The organism is Parageobacillus sp. G301 (assembly GCF_030268025.1).
Lineage (GTDB): Bacteria > Bacillota > Bacilli > Bacillales > Anoxybacillaceae > Parageobacillus_B > Parageobacillus_B toebii.
Map to the genome: position 1 here is coordinate 1,335,784 of NZ_BSDB01000002.1, position 13,798 is coordinate 1,349,581.

Consider the following 13,798-nt stretch of genomic DNA (forward strand, 5'->3'; position numbering starts at 1 on the left):
CGAGAAAAAAGCTGGCTATGATTAGTCAGCTTTTTTCATTCAGGAAAAGCAGAGAGCAGGTGTGTATTCATGAAATGTTTTTTTCCATTGCTTGCCCATCGTTCCGTGTTATGGCTTTTGCTTATAGTCAACGTGATCGGGACGATTTACGGATATATATGGTATCGTTATCAATTAGCGGAGACGCCGCCAATTTTTTTGCCGTTTGTTCCAGATAGCCCAACCGCTAGTTTATTTTTTGTGCTAGTTCTGACTGCGTTTTTGTTCGGCCGTCATTTTCCGCTGCTCGAAGCGCTGGCAATCGTGACATTAGTGAAGTATGGCGTTTGGGCGGTCGTGATGAACTTGTTAGTATGGAAAGTGACGGGAACGCTTGATGTCGCAGGATGGATGTTAATCATTTCTCACGGTGCCATGGCGGTCGAGGGAATATTATATGCTCCGTTTTATCGGTTTCGCTTGCCTCATTTAGCGTTCGCCGCGGTTTGGACGTTACATAATGACATCATCGATTATGTTTTTGGAATGATGCCGCGTTACAGCGTTTTAAATCAATATATGCCGCCAATCGGTTATTTTACGTTTTGGCTTAGCATCATTTCGATCACGATTAGTTATATGTTATGTGTACGAAAAGGGAGACTTTTTCTTTCATTAAATTAATGGTCTACTCTTGTCCACTCCTTCATACATTGTAAATAGTTAATGGAGGAGGGACAAGAATGAAGCGAATATGGCTATTTGCTTTTATCACGCTCATTTGTTTATTTCCATTGCATAATTACGCCGCCGAAAATGATGGTTGTTGGAAAAAACTGGATCAAATTTCTGATCAAGCGTTACAGTTGGCGAAAAATGGACGTTTCGAAGAAGCAAAGGAAGTATTGACGTATTTTTCTGATCAGTTTTTTCAAATGAACGCTCGGGACCGGCTTAAAACAGCAGATGAACTTCGCGCGATCACGATTACTCACGAAAATGCATTGAAAACGGTAACAGCATCCTCATTGCCGGAGGAGGAAAGAATTGATAAAGTAACACAGTTTCGCCTTGTCGTTGATGCGATTCATTCGACACATCAACCTCTTTGGTCAGAGATGGAAACAACAGTGATGGGGTCGTTTGATCAGCTTGAGAAAGCGGTAGAACAAGGAAAAGAGGAAGCATTTGCCGCCTCTCTACGTCAATTTTTAAACCATTATGAGCTGATTGAGCCAAGCGTCAAAATTGATGTGCAGCCTGAGGAAGCGAAAAAAATAGATAAAGAGATTGAAATGTTGCAAACACCGGCATTTCAACAATTAAGCCAAGAAGATCAGCAAAAACATTTAAAAAATATGCGCGCAGACTTACAGACGTTATTTGACGGCGTCAAAAAAGACGAAGCCGATCCATCTTTAATATGGGTGATCATTTCTACCGGAGGAATGATTGTATTGACACTATCTTATGTTGGATGGCGGAAATATCGCGGGGAGAAAGAAAAAAACCGCACCCATGAAAACGAATAGGGAAAAGGGGGCGAGGGGCGCCCCTTTTTATTGTTCTAGCGGCTGCTTCCGTTCATCGAGTGTGAAACCTTCACCAAGCACATCATGGACGTCGGTGACAGCGACAAACGCATGGGGATCAACAGAAATAATGACGTTTTTTAAACGAGGCAGTTCGTTTTTCGCCACCACGCAATATAATATATCCCGATCGCGTTTCGTATAAGAGCCCCGCCCTTTTAAAATCGTTACGCCGCGATCCATTTCCGTTAAAATTTTGCTGGCAATTTCCTCGCTTTTTTCTGAAATAATCGTTGCTCCCTTCGCCGCATATCCGCCTTCCTGCATAAAGTCGATGACGCGGGCGGCGATAAACACCGCAACGAGCGTATACATTGCCTCGCGGTAAGAAAGGTAAAGCAATGAAAGAGTAATAACGACAGCATCAAACGTAAACATCGTTTTTCCCATGCTAATCCCTTTATATTTATGGACAAGTCGCGCGATAATGTCGACACCGCCTGTGGTTCCGCCGTAACGGAAGATAATGCCCAGACCGACGCCGATAAATACACCAGCAAATAACGCCGCTAGCGTCATATCATGCTTTAGCGGCATATGAATGGCGTAACGTTGAAAAATCCAGAGGAAAAGAGAAAGGCCTACTGTTCCGATAATCGTATATAAAAACGAATTGCGCCCAAGCAATTTCCAACCGATAAAGAAGAGGGGAACGTTTAACGCTAAGTTTGTAATGGATGGATCAATGTCAAATAAAAAGTAAAGAAGCAACGTAATTCCTGTAAAGCCGCCTTCTGCTAAATTATTTTGCATGTTGAAATGGACAAGTCCAAACGCAAAAATGGCAGCACCAAGTAAAATGAAAATAATATTTTTTATTTTTAGCCCGAAAATCATATGGCTACCTCCGTTTTCATAGTAGTCAGCGTCCTTAATTATAGATGAAGTTGTTTGTATAAGCAATGTGCGCGCGTTAGGCGCAAAAATATTTGTCAAAAACGTTGCTTTTAGCTAACATGAAAACATGAGAGGTGACGTTTATGCAAGAAAAGACGATGAAGCAGCTGCAACAAGAGGTAGACGAATATATTAGCCAATTTAAAGAAGGGTATTTCAGCCCGCTCGCCATGCTTGCGAGACTTACCGAAGAGCTTGGCGAATTGGCGAGGGAAGTGAATCATTATTATGGTGAAAAGCCGAAAAAACAGACGGAAAAGGAAAAAACCATTGAAGAAGAGATAGGGGATTTGTTATTTGTCCTTATCTGTTTTGCCAACTCTCTCCATATCGATTTGCAACAAGCACATGATATGGTGATGGAAAAGTTTCGTACGCGTGATAAAAACCGCTGGACGCGAAAAGAAGAGGAGGAAGCATAATGGAGACAATCCGTATCGTCATTGCCGGTCCGCGTGGCCGAATGGGGCGCGAAGCAGTTTCCCTTGTACAAAAGACCGATCATTTTCAGCTTGCTGCCGTCATTGACCGTAAAAATGACGGGGGAAATTTAGCAGATGTCGAAGGATTTTCCGGCATTCACGCCCCGATATATACCGATGCTGCCCGCTGCTTTGAAGAAATTAAACCGGATGTGCTCATCGATTTAACGACACCGGAAGCAGGAAAAAAACATGCTGAAATCGCGCTTCGCTACGGAGTCCGTCCTGTCGTTGGCACAACCGGTTTTACGGATGAAGATATTCAACGTCTTACCACGTTAGCGGAAGAAAAAGGAATTGGAGCGATCATTGCGCCTAACTTTGCGATTGGGGCCATTTTAATGATGAAATTTGCGCAAATGGCGGCGAAATATTTTCCTGATGTTGAAATTATCGAATTACATCACGACCAAAAACTCGATGCTCCATCCGGAACCGCAGTGAAAACGGCACAGCTTATTTCGATGGTACGCCCGACAAAAAAACAAGGCCATCCGGATGAGAAGGAGACGCTTGCCGGAGCGCGCGGCGCAACATATGACGGCATACCGATTCATAGTGTTCGCCTCCCGGGGCTTATCGCTCATCAAGAAGTGATTTTCGGCGGAAATGGACAAGCGTTAACGATTCGCCATGATTCGTTCAACCGCGCTTCGTTCATGTCTGGAGTAAAATTGTCAGTAGAAACAGTCATGAAATTGCATACGCTCGTATACGGTTTGGAACACATTATCGAGTAAAACGGCCACTAAGCGGGGGTGCTATCGTGAAGATCGCGTTAATCGCGCATGATAAAAAGAAAGCGGATATGATTGAGTTTGTTACTGCCTATCAGCCGATTTTAGAACAGCATGAATTGTATGCGACCGGGACAACAGGTCTTCGCATTCAAGAGGCGACAGGACTGAAAGTGCATCGCTTTCAATCAGGACCATATGGTGGAGATCAAGAAATTGGCGCAATGATTGCCCGCAATGAAATGGATATGGTGATATTTTTCCGTGATCCGCTAACCGCGCAACCGCATGAGCCGGATGTCAGCGCATTAATTCGTTTGTGCGATGTATATTCGGTGCCGCTTGCGACAAATATGGGGACGGCGGAAATTTTAATTAAAGGGTTAGAGCGCGGCGATTTTGCATGGAGAAACATTGTTCGTGGAAGAAAAGGTGAAATAAATGGATTATGAGCAATTACATATGTTAGCGTTCGGCGCCCATCCGGATGATGTCGAAATCGGGATGGGTGGAACGATTGCCAAATATGCCGAAAAAGGATATCGCATTGGCATTTGCGATTTAACATTAGCCGAATTATCGTCAAACGGAACGGTGGAATTGCGGCAAAAAGAAGCAAGGGAGGCTGCGGATATATTAGGAGTGGCTACAAGAATAAATCTTGGCCTTCCGGACCGCGGCTTATATGTGACAGAAGAAGCGGTTAAAAGCATTGTTTCGGTGATTCGCCGATACCGCCCGCGCGTTGTGTTTGCCCCTTATTGGGTGGACCGGCATCCGGATCATGGCCGCTGCGCACATCTTGTGGAAGAGGCGGTGTTTTCCGCTGGCATCCGCCGCTATAAAACAGAGCCGGACTTGCCGGCACATCGCGTTCATTCCGTCTATTACTATATGATTAACGCGTGGGAACGCCCGCATTTTGTCATCGATATTAGTGATACGATTGACAAAAAATTAGCCAGTTTGCGCTCCTATGAAAGCCAATTTACAAAAGCGGCTGGATCTGTCGATACACCGCTTACAGACGGTTATATTGAAATGGTGGAAAGCCGTGAGCGGTTATTAGGAAAAGAAGTCGGAGTGGCGTTTGCCGAAGGGTTTTTTACGAAAAAACCAATAAAGATTTTCAATGATTTATTAGGAGTGTGAAAATGAAGCTAAAAATAGGGATTGTTTGTTATCCAACAGTAGGCGGCTCTGGTGTCGTAGCGACCGAATTGGGAAAATTACTGGCAGAAAAAGGACATGAAATTCATTTTATTTCTTCGAGCATGCCGTTTCGTCTCAATAAAGTGTATGGCAACATTTATTATCATGAAGTGGGTGTCAATCAATATTCTGTATTTCAATATCCGCCATATGATTTAGCTCTGGCAAGCAAAATCGCTGAAGTGGCGAAGCGGGAGCGGCTCGATGTGTTGCATGCCCACTATGCCGTTCCGCATGCGGTTTGCGCTGTATTGGCGAGGCAAATGGTAGGCGGGAAATTAAAAATTGTTACGACATTGCACGGAACGGATATTACGGTGCTTGGATATGATCCATCGTTGAGCGATATGATTAAATTTGGAATTGAGCAATCAGATGTTGTCACCGCCGTTTCGAACGCGCTTGTCAAGCAGACGTATGAGCTTCTTGACGTGCAAAAACCGATCCAAACCGTCTATAACTTTGTGGACGAGCGTGTATATCACAAAAAAAATGCCAATCATTTAAAGAAAGAATATGGGATTGATGAGAACGAAAAAGTCATCATTCATGTATCCAACTTTCGAAAGGTCAAGCGGGTTCCCGATGTTGTGCGCGCTTTTTCTCTCATTCGCAAGCATCTGCCTGCGAAACTGCTGCTTGTCGGCGATGGGCCGGAAATGACTGTCGTCAGCCGCCTTGTGACAGAGCTTGGACTTAGTGATGATGTACGCTTTTTAGGAAAACAAGACAAGCTCGATGAATTATATTCGATTAGCGATGTGAAAATGCTATTATCAGAAAAAGAAAGCTTTGGTCTTGTGCTATTAGAAGCGATGGCCTGCGGCGTTCCTTGCATTGGTACGACGATCGGCGGCATTCCTGAAGTAATTGAAGACGGTAAAACAGGGTTTTTATGTGAGCTTGGAAATGTGGAAGAAGTGGCAAATAAAGCGCTTCGCATTTTAACAGACAAACATCTTCACATGTATATGGCCAAGCAAGCGGTTCAAACGGTATATCAAAAATTTTACTCGGAACAAATTGTGGAACAATATGAAGATATTTATTTTTCACTGGCAAAGGGGTGAGGTGATGAAAGAACCATTTCAAAAAGCGCTCGGCATTATTCAAACATTGCAGCAACACGGATATGAAGCGTATTTTGTAGGCGGTGCGGTGCGCGATCTTTTATTAAATCGAGAAATTGGCGATATTGATATTGCTACATCCGCGCTGCCAGATGAAGTGATGCAATTATTTCCGAAAACGATTGATATTGGTTCGCAACACGGAACGGTAGTGGTTGTCCATAACGGAGTTTCCTACGAAGTGACAACGTTTCGAACAGAAAGTGAATATGAAGATTATCGTCGGCCGGGATCGGTTACGTTTGTCCGATCTCTTTATGAAGATTTACAGCGCCGTGATTTTACGATGAATGCGATCGCGATGGATGCAGAAGGAAAGTTGATCGATCCATTTGGCGGGCAAGAGGCGATTGCAAATCGTATCATATGCACGGTCGGTGATCCAAAAGCACGTTTTTCAGAAGATGCGTTAAGGATGATGCGCGCGATCCGGTTTGTTAGTCAGTTAGGATTTTCCCTTGATGAAGAAACAAAGCAGGCGATTATGGAAAACGCTGCGCTTCTTGCCCATATTTCGGTGGAACGGATGACGATGGAGTTTGAAAAGCTGCTTGAGGGTCCGTTTGCCAGCCGAGCTTTGTCTTTACTAGTAGAAACAGGATTGTTTTTATATTTACCGATGCTGCGTGGAAAAGAGAATGAATTGCAGGCAGCTGCCCGCTATGATTGGAGGCTGCTTGATTCACGCGGGCAGCGGTGGGGATTTTTATGCTATATCCTTTGCATCGATTCGGCCGCTGACTTTTTACGAGCGTGGAAGCTGCCGAATCGGCTGATCAAAGAAGTGGAGATGGCGTTACAGATTTTAAAAACGATTCCTTCAAGCAGTGATTGGACGAAAGAGCGATTATTTGAATTCGGACTTGAGCATGCGATTGCCGCGGAAACGATTCGTTCAGTGGCAAGCGGCGAAAATGTGGAGGAAAATCGAAAAAAACTAAACGAATTGTTTATGTCTCTTCCGATTAAAACAAAGAAAGAATTAGCAGTAAGCGGCAACGACATCATGAAATGGTTTGGCAAACCGGGAGGGCCTTGGGTAAAAGAGATATTGACACTCATTGAACGAGCGGTTATTCATGGAGAAGTAGATAATCATAAGGAGCGGATTCACGAATGGCTCATTCATCGCAATCTGATACGCGGAGAAAATTGTTAGAGCTATTTTCAGAGGCGAATGGAGATTTTATTTCTGGACAAAAAATTAGCGAAGTGCTAGGTTGTTCACGTACAGCTGTTTGGAAACATATCGAAGAATTGCGGAAAGAAGGGTTTGAATTAGAAGCGGTGCGCCGTCTCGGCTACCGCATTGTAAAAACTCCTGATAAAGTGACAGCAAATGAAATTCAACTTGGTTTAAAGACGGAAACGTTCGGCCGCTATATTCATTTTGAAGAGGAAGTAACATCTACGCAAAAGATCGCTTTGCACCTTGCGTATGAAGGAGCAAAAGAAGGGACGCTTGTGATCGCGGAACAGCAAACAGCGGGACGCGGACGGATGGACCGCAAATGGTTTTCTCCAAAAGGAACGGGGATATGGATGAGTCTCATTTTACGTCCGCCAATTCCGCCGCAAAAAGCGCCGCAGCTTACTTTGTTAACGGCTGTTGCGATTGCGCAAGCGATCCAAGAAAAAGCGAACATCATCCCGGACATTAAATGGCCCAACGATATTTTAATCAATGGAAAAAAGTGTGTCGGTATTTTAACGGAACTGCAAGCAGACCCTGATCGGATTCATTCGGTGATTATCGGCATGGGCATTAATGTCAACCAAACATTGGATCAATTTCCAGAAGAAATTCGCACGATTGCCACATCGCTCGCCATTGAAAAAGGGGAGCGCATTCAACGTGCACAGCTGGTCCAAGAAATTCTGCTGCGGCTTGAAAGATTATATCAACAGTATTTACAATATGGCTTCCGTCCCATTAAACTATTATGGGAAGGATATGCGACAAGCATCGGAAAAGAAATTACCGCCCGAACGTTAAACGGGACGATCAAAGGAATTGCACTGGGCATTACCGATGAAGGTGTGCTCATGCTTGAAGATGAAGAAAAACATATCCATTATATTCACTCTGCCGATATTCAATTATAAACATTCATCTAGAAAAAATGTAATAATTTTGTTAAAATACGAACTAACAAGGAAATGGGCAGTATCTTTTGCAAAAGAACTGCACCGGGCAAGAAGGAACAATCAAATAAAAAACGATCTGCCTTGATCCTTAGAAGGACTTGGACAGAGGGATGAACTCAGCCGATTGCTGCGATAAGCGTCCTTCTTTCTCAAGGTAGAGAAAGAAGGTTTTTTTGTTCGGTGATTCATCTCCTCTGCGACAAAAGAGGAGGGAATAGATAATGAAAACGAAAACCGATTTTTTCAAAATGAAGCAAGAAAATGAACCAATTGTCATGCTGACTGCTTACGATTTCCCGTCGGCGAAACTGGCGGAGGCGGCGGGTGTTGACATGATTTTAGTCGGCGATTCGCTCGGAATGGTCGTTTTAGGGTATGATTCAACGATACCTGTTACCGTCGAAGATATGATTCATCATACGAAAGCGGTTCGTCGCGGAGCGCCAAATACGTTTATCGTAACCGATATGCCGTTTATGTCTTATCATTTATCTTTGGAAGAAGCGCTCCGCAATGCTCAACGCATAATGCAAGAATCAGGAGCGAACGCAGTGAAAGTGGAAGGCGCCGATGACGTCGTAAACGTTATTCGCGCCTTTACAAAAGCAGGGGTTCCAGTTGTTGCCCATCTTGGCCTTACTCCGCAGTCCGTTGGAGTGCTTGGCGGTTATAAAGTGCAGGGGAAAGATGCGGAAAGCGCACGAAAATTAATAGAAGACGCTAAGTTATGCGAGGAAGCCGGCGCAATCGCCCTCGTTTTGGAATGTGTGCCGAAACAAATTGCCGCGGAAATAACGAAACGGTTGACGATTCCAACGATCGGTATCGGCGCTGGCGACGAAGTGGATGGCCAAGTGCTAGTATACCATGATGTTCTTGGATATGGGGTAGATCGTGTTCCGAAATTTGTAAAAAAATACGCTAATATTCAAGAAACCATTTCTTACGCGCTCGCAAATTACGTCGCTGATGTGAAATTACGGCAGTTTCCAGAAGCCGCTCATATGTTTACGATGAAAGAAGAAGAATGGATTGCGCTATATGGAGGAAAACGATCATGATTGTGACAACGAAAATACAGGATATGCAAACAATGATGCAGCAATATCGCCTTGAAGGAAAAACGATCGGTTTTGTACCGACGATGGGGTATTTGCATGAGGGGCATATTGCTCTGTTAAAAAAAGCGCGCGAAGAAAATGATATCGTTGCATTAAGCGTTTTTGTGAATCCGCTTCAGTTCGGTCCAAATGAAGACTTTTCGCGATACCCGCGCGATATAGAACGTGATGAGCGCATTGCAAAAGAAAACGGTGTAGACGTTTTCTTCTGCCCTAGTGTAGAGGAAATGTATCCGCGCCCATTGAGCGTACAAGTGACCGTGAAAGAACGCGTCGATGTGCTTTGCGGGAAATCAAGACCTGGTCATTTCGACGGAGTAGCTACCGTTTTAACGAAATTATTTCATATTGTCATGCCGACCCGTGCTTATTTTGGAATGAAGGATGCACAGCAAGTTGCTGTTGTGGATGGACTTATTCGGGATTTTCATTTTCCGATCGAATTAGTGGCTGTGCCGACCGTTCGCGAAGAAGACGGCCTTGCGAAAAGCTCTCGTAATGTTTACTTATCGCCGGAAGAACGGAAGGAAGCGCCGGCGTTATATCAAGCGCTGCAGCAGGCAAAAATAGCGATTGAGAACGGGGAGCGCAATCCAGAGACGATTTGTGCATTAGTGAAAGATTATATTCAAACACATACACATGCAGAGATCGATTATGTAGAAGTTTATTCTTATCCAGATTTAAAACCGCTTGAAAAGCTGCATGGAAAAGTGATTATCGCGGTTGCGGTTCGCTTTGCAAGTGCTCGTCTCATCGATAATATTACACTAGACATTGTGTAATTATGATTTAGCTATTTGCTTTCCTTAGGAGGGGATTTCTTCATGTTTCGTACATTAATGAACGCGAAAATTCATCGCGCGCGTGTAACAGAAGCAAATTTGAATTACGTTGGCAGCATTACGATCGATGCCGATATTTTAGATGCGGTCGGCATGGTGCCTAATGAAAAAGTGCAAATTGTCAACAATAATAACGGCGCGCGATTTGAAACATATATTATTCCTGGTGAACGCGGCAGCGGAGTATTTTGTTTAAATGGCGCAGCTGCTCGTCTTGTGCAAAAGGGTGATATCATTATTGTTATTTCTTATGCGATCGTTCCTGAGGAAAAAATTTCCCAACATCGCCCAAAAATTGCCATTATGGATGAGAACAATCGCATTCAGCAGCTGATTGTGCAAGAACCGGCGCATACCGTTTTATAAAAGGAGAGGGGGCTGTTTTGATAGCGAAAGGGAGCCCCCTTTCGTTACGTTTTTATTTTGAGGTGACAACATGAAAGACCGTTTTGTCATTATTGATTTAGAAACAACGGGGAATGCTCTGAAAAAAGGCGACCGCATCATTCAGCTTGGCATGGTGGTCATTGAGAACGGGCAAATTGTTGATCGTTTCTCCAGTTTTTTTAATCCAGAACGAGACATTCCTCCATTTGTCCAGCAATTAACGAATATTACTGAACAAATGGTTGCTTGCGCACCTAGTTTTGCTGAAGAAGCTGCGAAAGTGGCTGAGATGTTGCAACAGTCTTATTTTGTTGCCCATAACGTCTCTTTTGATTTGCAGTTTTTGCAGGAAGAATTGCATATGGCAGGATTGCCTCCGTTTTCAGGACCAACGATTGATACGGTCGAGCTTGCTCGCATTGTCTTTCCGACTGCCGAAAGCTATAAATTAGGAGATTTAGCAAAACAGCTGCATATTAACCATAACCAGCCGCATCAAGCCGATAGCGATGCGGAAGTGACAGCTAAATTGTTCATTGCATTACTGAACCGTTTGCGTCAACTGCCGCTTATAACGTTGCAGCATCTAAAGAGGTTGTCTCCTTATCTTAAAAGTGATTTATATTCATTGTTAGACAATATCATTATGGAAAAGATGGCGTCTTTAGCGGATGAAAAGTCGTATATATCTTACCGCGGCATTGCGCTAAAAAAACCTGTTTCGATGCAGAAAAAAGAGGAAGATCATCATAAAGACGCCTCATTTGCCGCGTTTTGGGCCGGCCCGCATACGCTTCCGCTTGATCATTATGAAAGACGAGATGGGCAATGGGAAATGATGAAGCTTGTTTATGAAGCGCTCGAAACGTCACAGCACGCTTTAATTGAAGCGGGGACAGGAATTGGCAAATCGCTGGCGTATTTAATTTCAAGCGCTTTTTTTGCATATGAACAGCAAAAACGTGTTGTGATTAGTACACATACTCTTCAGTTGCAACAGCAGCTTCTTGAACGGGATATTCCTTTTTTAAAAGAGGTCGTTCCGTTTCCACTTCGCGTAGCGGTGCTGAAAGGAAAACGCAATTATCTTTCATTGGACAAGTTCATCGCTTTTTTGCAGGAACATCATCAAAATTACGATGTTGTGTTATTAAAATGTCAACTTCTTGTTTGGCTAACGCAAACGGAAACGGGAGATATGGATGAATTGAATGCATCGTCCGGCGCGCGTTTATTTTGGCCGCTGTTGTTTATGGATGAGGAAGATAACGGCGGCAAATATAACTTCTTTTGGAGAGCGAAGCAACGTGCGGAAGAAGCTCATATTGTGATCACGAATCATGCTTTTTTATTGCATGATGTTACTGCTTCTACTCCGCTTCTGCCTGATTATGAGCATATGGTTATTGATGAAGCGCATCATTTAGAAGAGGTAGCGTCCCATTATTTTGGGCAGCAAGTGGATTATGTTTCAATTCGTTTAATACTAACAAGAATTGGAAAAGTGAATGAAAATGGTTCGCTCGCAAAATTAATGAAGTTATTTGCCGAGCGCCGTTGGAATGCGGATGATCATTTTTTTCGCTGCGGGCAGCTTGTAGAAGAGCTTCAGTTTGAATGCGATGAACTGTTTCGCATGATACGCCGTTATGCATTAGAAAGGAAATCAGCGGAATCTGGACGCTGCCGCTACCGATTCGAACCACAAAAAGAAAGCGGCCGTCAATGGAGCGCAATGAAAGAATTGCTTTGGCGCATCCGCGGCCATGTTGCCAACCTTGTCGATGAAACAAGACAGTTGCAAACGTTTTTTGCAGAAAACAACATGGAATCGTCCATATCTGTTCAGACATATTCCTATTTTTCCGACGTTTCATCCTTGAATCAAATCATTGATACATTATACGATTTAATCGAAAGTGATGACCCAATGGTGGTCCGGTGGATTGAAGCGGAAGAAAAAGGAGCTGCTAATGCAACAGCTGTTTACTCACAGCCCATTCAGTTAGATGAATTTTTTGCCGAACGGTTGTTTATGCCTAAAAAAAGTATTGTGCTCACCTCGGCGACATTAACGATGAATGACAGCTTTTCATATATAATATCCCGTCTTGGATTAAGCGATTTTTATCCGATTTGCCAAACGATTCCGTCTCCGTTTTCGTATAAAGAACAGGCAATGTTAATGATTCCAAGCGATTTTCCGCCGATTTCTTCTGTATCTTTGGAAGAATATGCTGCCGTAGTTGCTGAAGGGGTAGCACAAATTGCCGAGCGAATTAAAGGAAAAATGCTTGTTCTCTTTACGTCATATGAATTGCTCAAATTGACGGCAGCTGCGATGAAGATGGAGGAACGAAATGAAGACTATGTATTGATTGCTCAAGGGGTGCAAAGCGGGAGTGCGACAAAACTGACAAGAGCGTTTCAACAGTTTGATCAAGCCATTTTGTTTGGAACAAGCAATTTTTGGGAAGGTGTAGATTTGCCTGGTGACGGGTTGTCGGTAGTAGTGATCGTCCGCTTGCCATTTGCACCTCCAGATGACCCGTTGATCGAAGCAAAAAGCGAGTATATTCGCGCTAAAGGCGGAAATCCTTTTTACGAGTTGTCTCTTCCGGAGGCTGTGCTTCGTTTTAAACAAGGATTTGGAAGACTAATTCGAACGAAAAAGGATAAAGGGGCGGTATTTGTTTTTGATCGCCGTCTTACATCTGCTTCATATGGAAAATACTTTTTAAACTCGTTACCGTCGCTTACGATTTATGAAGCATCGCTTGATCAACTTTTGCAAAAACTTGAAAAATGGCTATGATAAATGAGCGGAAAATGGCGCAATCTATAGCTAGGCTATCTTGATCCAATTGCTGAAAAAAGCGCCTTGCCGCATGCGTATAGATGCAAAAGCAAGGCGCCTGCTGTTAAAATAAGATGTGGTGTAGGTGGGCAATTTTTTATGAAATAAACAGGCAAACCTGTTATAATTAGTGAAGAAATACAACATGTCAAATTGTTGTTGTATTTGTATTGTTGCCGTTGTACCTTATTCATATAAGTAACAAAATTTGTGTCACACAGGAGGAAACGACGTAAATGGAAAGTAAAATTGAAGTGCTCGCTACCGTAAAAATCCAACATTCCGAGGACTTGTATAAAATTGTTGATTGTCTGAACCGAACATTGAAACGAGACAATCTTATGTTTGGACTAGCTTTGGATGAAAATGATAAAAAGCAGGCTATTTTTACTATTTATCGTACGTAAGATG

15 protein-coding genes are annotated in these 13,798 nt (G+C 43.4%); 14 read left to right on the plus strand and 1 reads right to left on the minus strand.

The genetic code is table 11. From position 1 onward, the window contains the following. Nucleotides 1–69: 69 nt before the first annotated feature. Complete coding sequence (lhaT, locus tag QSJ37_RS15675; protein WP_062678519.1) at nucleotides 70–663, plus strand: lipoprotein heptaprenylglyceryl N-acetyltransferase LhaT; 594 nt, start codon at nucleotides 70–72, stop codon at nucleotides 661–663. A gap of 59 nt (nucleotides 664–722) precedes the next feature. Next, nucleotides 723–1,511 (plus strand): sporulation protein YpjB, encoded by a 789-nt coding sequence (gene ypjB, locus QSJ37_RS15680; protein ID WP_285756044.1) that lies wholly within the window; start codon nucleotides 723–725, stop codon nucleotides 1,509–1,511. 27 nt (nucleotides 1,512–1,538) lie between these two features. On the opposite strand, the gene QSJ37_RS15685 is transcribed toward ypjB, so the two are convergent. Then, complete coding sequence (locus QSJ37_RS15685) at nucleotides 1,539–2,408, minus strand: YitT family protein (RefSeq protein WP_285756045.1); 870 nt, start codon at nucleotides 2,406–2,408, stop codon at nucleotides 1,539–1,541. Nucleotides 2,409–2,551: 143 nt separating this feature from the next. Between QSJ37_RS15685 and QSJ37_RS15690 the strand changes: the two genes are divergently transcribed. From QSJ37_RS15690 to QSJ37_RS15745, 12 genes are all read left to right on the plus strand, one after another. Continuing rightward, nucleotides 2,552–2,890 (plus strand): nucleotide pyrophosphohydrolase, encoded by a 339-nt coding sequence (locus QSJ37_RS15690; RefSeq protein ID WP_285756046.1) that lies wholly within the window; start codon nucleotides 2,552–2,554, stop codon nucleotides 2,888–2,890. Further along, on the plus strand, nucleotides 2,890–3,690 hold the full coding sequence (gene dapB, locus QSJ37_RS15695; RefSeq protein ID WP_015864259.1) for a 4-hydroxy-tetrahydrodipicolinate reductase: 801 nt from the start codon (nucleotides 2,890–2,892) through the stop codon (nucleotides 3,688–3,690). Before QSJ37_RS15690 ends, dapB begins: the two co-directional genes overlap by 1 nt. Nucleotides 3,691–3,716: 26 nt before the next feature. After that, entirely contained in the window at nucleotides 3,717–4,139 is a 423-nt protein-coding gene (mgsA, locus tag QSJ37_RS15700) for a methylglyoxal synthase (protein ID WP_015864258.1), read from the plus strand. Beyond that, nucleotides 4,129–4,839, plus strand: coding sequence for a bacillithiol biosynthesis deacetylase BshB1 (gene bshB1, locus QSJ37_RS15705; RefSeq protein ID WP_285756048.1), 711 nt, complete (start codon nucleotides 4,129–4,131; stop codon nucleotides 4,837–4,839). Before mgsA ends, bshB1 begins: the two co-directional genes overlap by 11 nt. Nucleotides 4,840–4,841: 2 nt before the next feature. Next, the gene (gene bshA / locus QSJ37_RS15710) at nucleotides 4,842–5,969 is read left to right on the plus strand and encodes an N-acetyl-alpha-D-glucosaminyl L-malate synthase BshA (protein ID WP_285756049.1); all 1,128 of its coding nucleotides are present in this window, start codon (nucleotides 4,842–4,844) and stop codon (nucleotides 5,967–5,969) included. Nucleotides 5,970–5,973: 4 nt separating this feature from the next. Then, nucleotides 5,974–7,188, plus strand: coding sequence for a CCA tRNA nucleotidyltransferase (locus QSJ37_RS15715; protein WP_285756051.1), 1,215 nt, complete (start codon nucleotides 5,974–5,976; stop codon nucleotides 7,186–7,188). Next, nucleotides 7,146–8,135 carry a biotin--[acetyl-CoA-carboxylase] ligase gene (locus QSJ37_RS15720; protein ID WP_285756052.1) on the plus strand — a complete coding sequence of 330 codons (990 nt, stop codon included), beginning with the start codon at nucleotides 7,146–7,148 and terminating at the stop codon, nucleotides 8,133–8,135. Before QSJ37_RS15715 ends, QSJ37_RS15720 begins: the two co-directional genes overlap by 43 nt. Nucleotides 8,136–8,398: 263 nt before the next feature. Then, nucleotides 8,399–9,238, plus strand: a complete 840-nt coding sequence (panB, locus tag QSJ37_RS15725; RefSeq protein ID WP_285756053.1) for a 3-methyl-2-oxobutanoate hydroxymethyltransferase — start codon at nucleotides 8,399–8,401, stop codon at nucleotides 9,236–9,238. Beyond that, nucleotides 9,235–10,083, plus strand: coding sequence for a pantoate--beta-alanine ligase (gene panC, locus QSJ37_RS15730; RefSeq protein WP_285756055.1), 849 nt, complete (start codon nucleotides 9,235–9,237; stop codon nucleotides 10,081–10,083). The genes panB and panC overlap by 4 nt, the downstream gene beginning before the upstream one ends. 42 nt (nucleotides 10,084–10,125) lie before the next feature. After that, nucleotides 10,126–10,509: an aspartate 1-decarboxylase gene (gene panD, locus QSJ37_RS15735; protein ID WP_285756056.1), complete on the plus strand. Its 384-nt coding sequence runs from the start codon at nucleotides 10,126–10,128 to the stop codon at nucleotides 10,507–10,509. A gap of 70 nt (nucleotides 10,510–10,579) precedes the next feature. Further along, the gene (gene dinG, locus QSJ37_RS15740) at nucleotides 10,580–13,345 is read left to right on the plus strand and encodes an ATP-dependent DNA helicase DinG (protein WP_285756057.1); all 2,766 of its coding nucleotides are present in this window, start codon (nucleotides 10,580–10,582) and stop codon (nucleotides 13,343–13,345) included. A 278-nt stretch (nucleotides 13,346–13,623) separates the two neighbouring features. Then, on the plus strand, nucleotides 13,624–13,794 hold the full coding sequence (locus QSJ37_RS15745) for a YpmA family protein (protein ID WP_073967870.1): 171 nt from the start codon (nucleotides 13,624–13,626) through the stop codon (nucleotides 13,792–13,794). The last annotated feature ends 4 nt before the right edge of the window (nucleotides 13,795–13,798 follow it).

Bases quoted from the DNA above. Each gene is read 5' to 3' on its own strand.
- lhaT (WP_062678519.1), top strand. From the start codon at position 70: ATGAAATGTTTTTTTCCATTGCTTGCCCATCGTTCCGTGTTATGGCTT.
- ypjB (WP_285756044.1), top strand. From the start codon at position 723: ATGAAGCGAATATGGCTATTTGCTTTTATCACGCTCATTTGTTTATTT.
- QSJ37_RS15685 (WP_285756045.1), bottom strand. From the start codon at position 2,408: ATGATTTTCGGGCTAAAAATAAAAAATATTATTTTCATTTTACTTGGT.
- QSJ37_RS15690 (WP_285756046.1), top strand. From the start codon at position 2,552: ATGCAAGAAAAGACGATGAAGCAGCTGCAACAAGAGGTAGACGAATAT.
- dapB (WP_015864259.1), top strand. From the start codon at position 2,890: ATGGAGACAATCCGTATCGTCATTGCCGGTCCGCGTGGCCGAATGGGG.
- bshB1 (WP_285756048.1), top strand. From the start codon at position 4,129: ATGGATTATGAGCAATTACATATGTTAGCGTTCGGCGCCCATCCGGAT.
- bshA (WP_285756049.1), top strand. From the start codon at position 4,842: ATGAAGCTAAAAATAGGGATTGTTTGTTATCCAACAGTAGGCGGCTCT.
- QSJ37_RS15715 (WP_285756051.1), top strand. From the start codon at position 5,974: ATGAAAGAACCATTTCAAAAAGCGCTCGGCATTATTCAAACATTGCAG.
- QSJ37_RS15720 (WP_285756052.1), top strand. From the start codon at position 7,146: ATGGCTCATTCATCGCAATCTGATACGCGGAGAAAATTGTTAGAGCTA.
- panB (WP_285756053.1), top strand. From the start codon at position 8,399: ATGAAAACGAAAACCGATTTTTTCAAAATGAAGCAAGAAAATGAACCA.
- panC (WP_285756055.1), top strand. From the start codon at position 9,235: ATGATTGTGACAACGAAAATACAGGATATGCAAACAATGATGCAGCAA.
- panD (WP_285756056.1), top strand. From the start codon at position 10,126: ATGTTTCGTACATTAATGAACGCGAAAATTCATCGCGCGCGTGTAACA.
- dinG (WP_285756057.1), top strand. From the start codon at position 10,580: ATGAAAGACCGTTTTGTCATTATTGATTTAGAAACAACGGGGAATGCT.
- QSJ37_RS15745 (WP_073967870.1), top strand. From the start codon at position 13,624: ATGGAAAGTAAAATTGAAGTGCTCGCTACCGTAAAAATCCAACATTCC.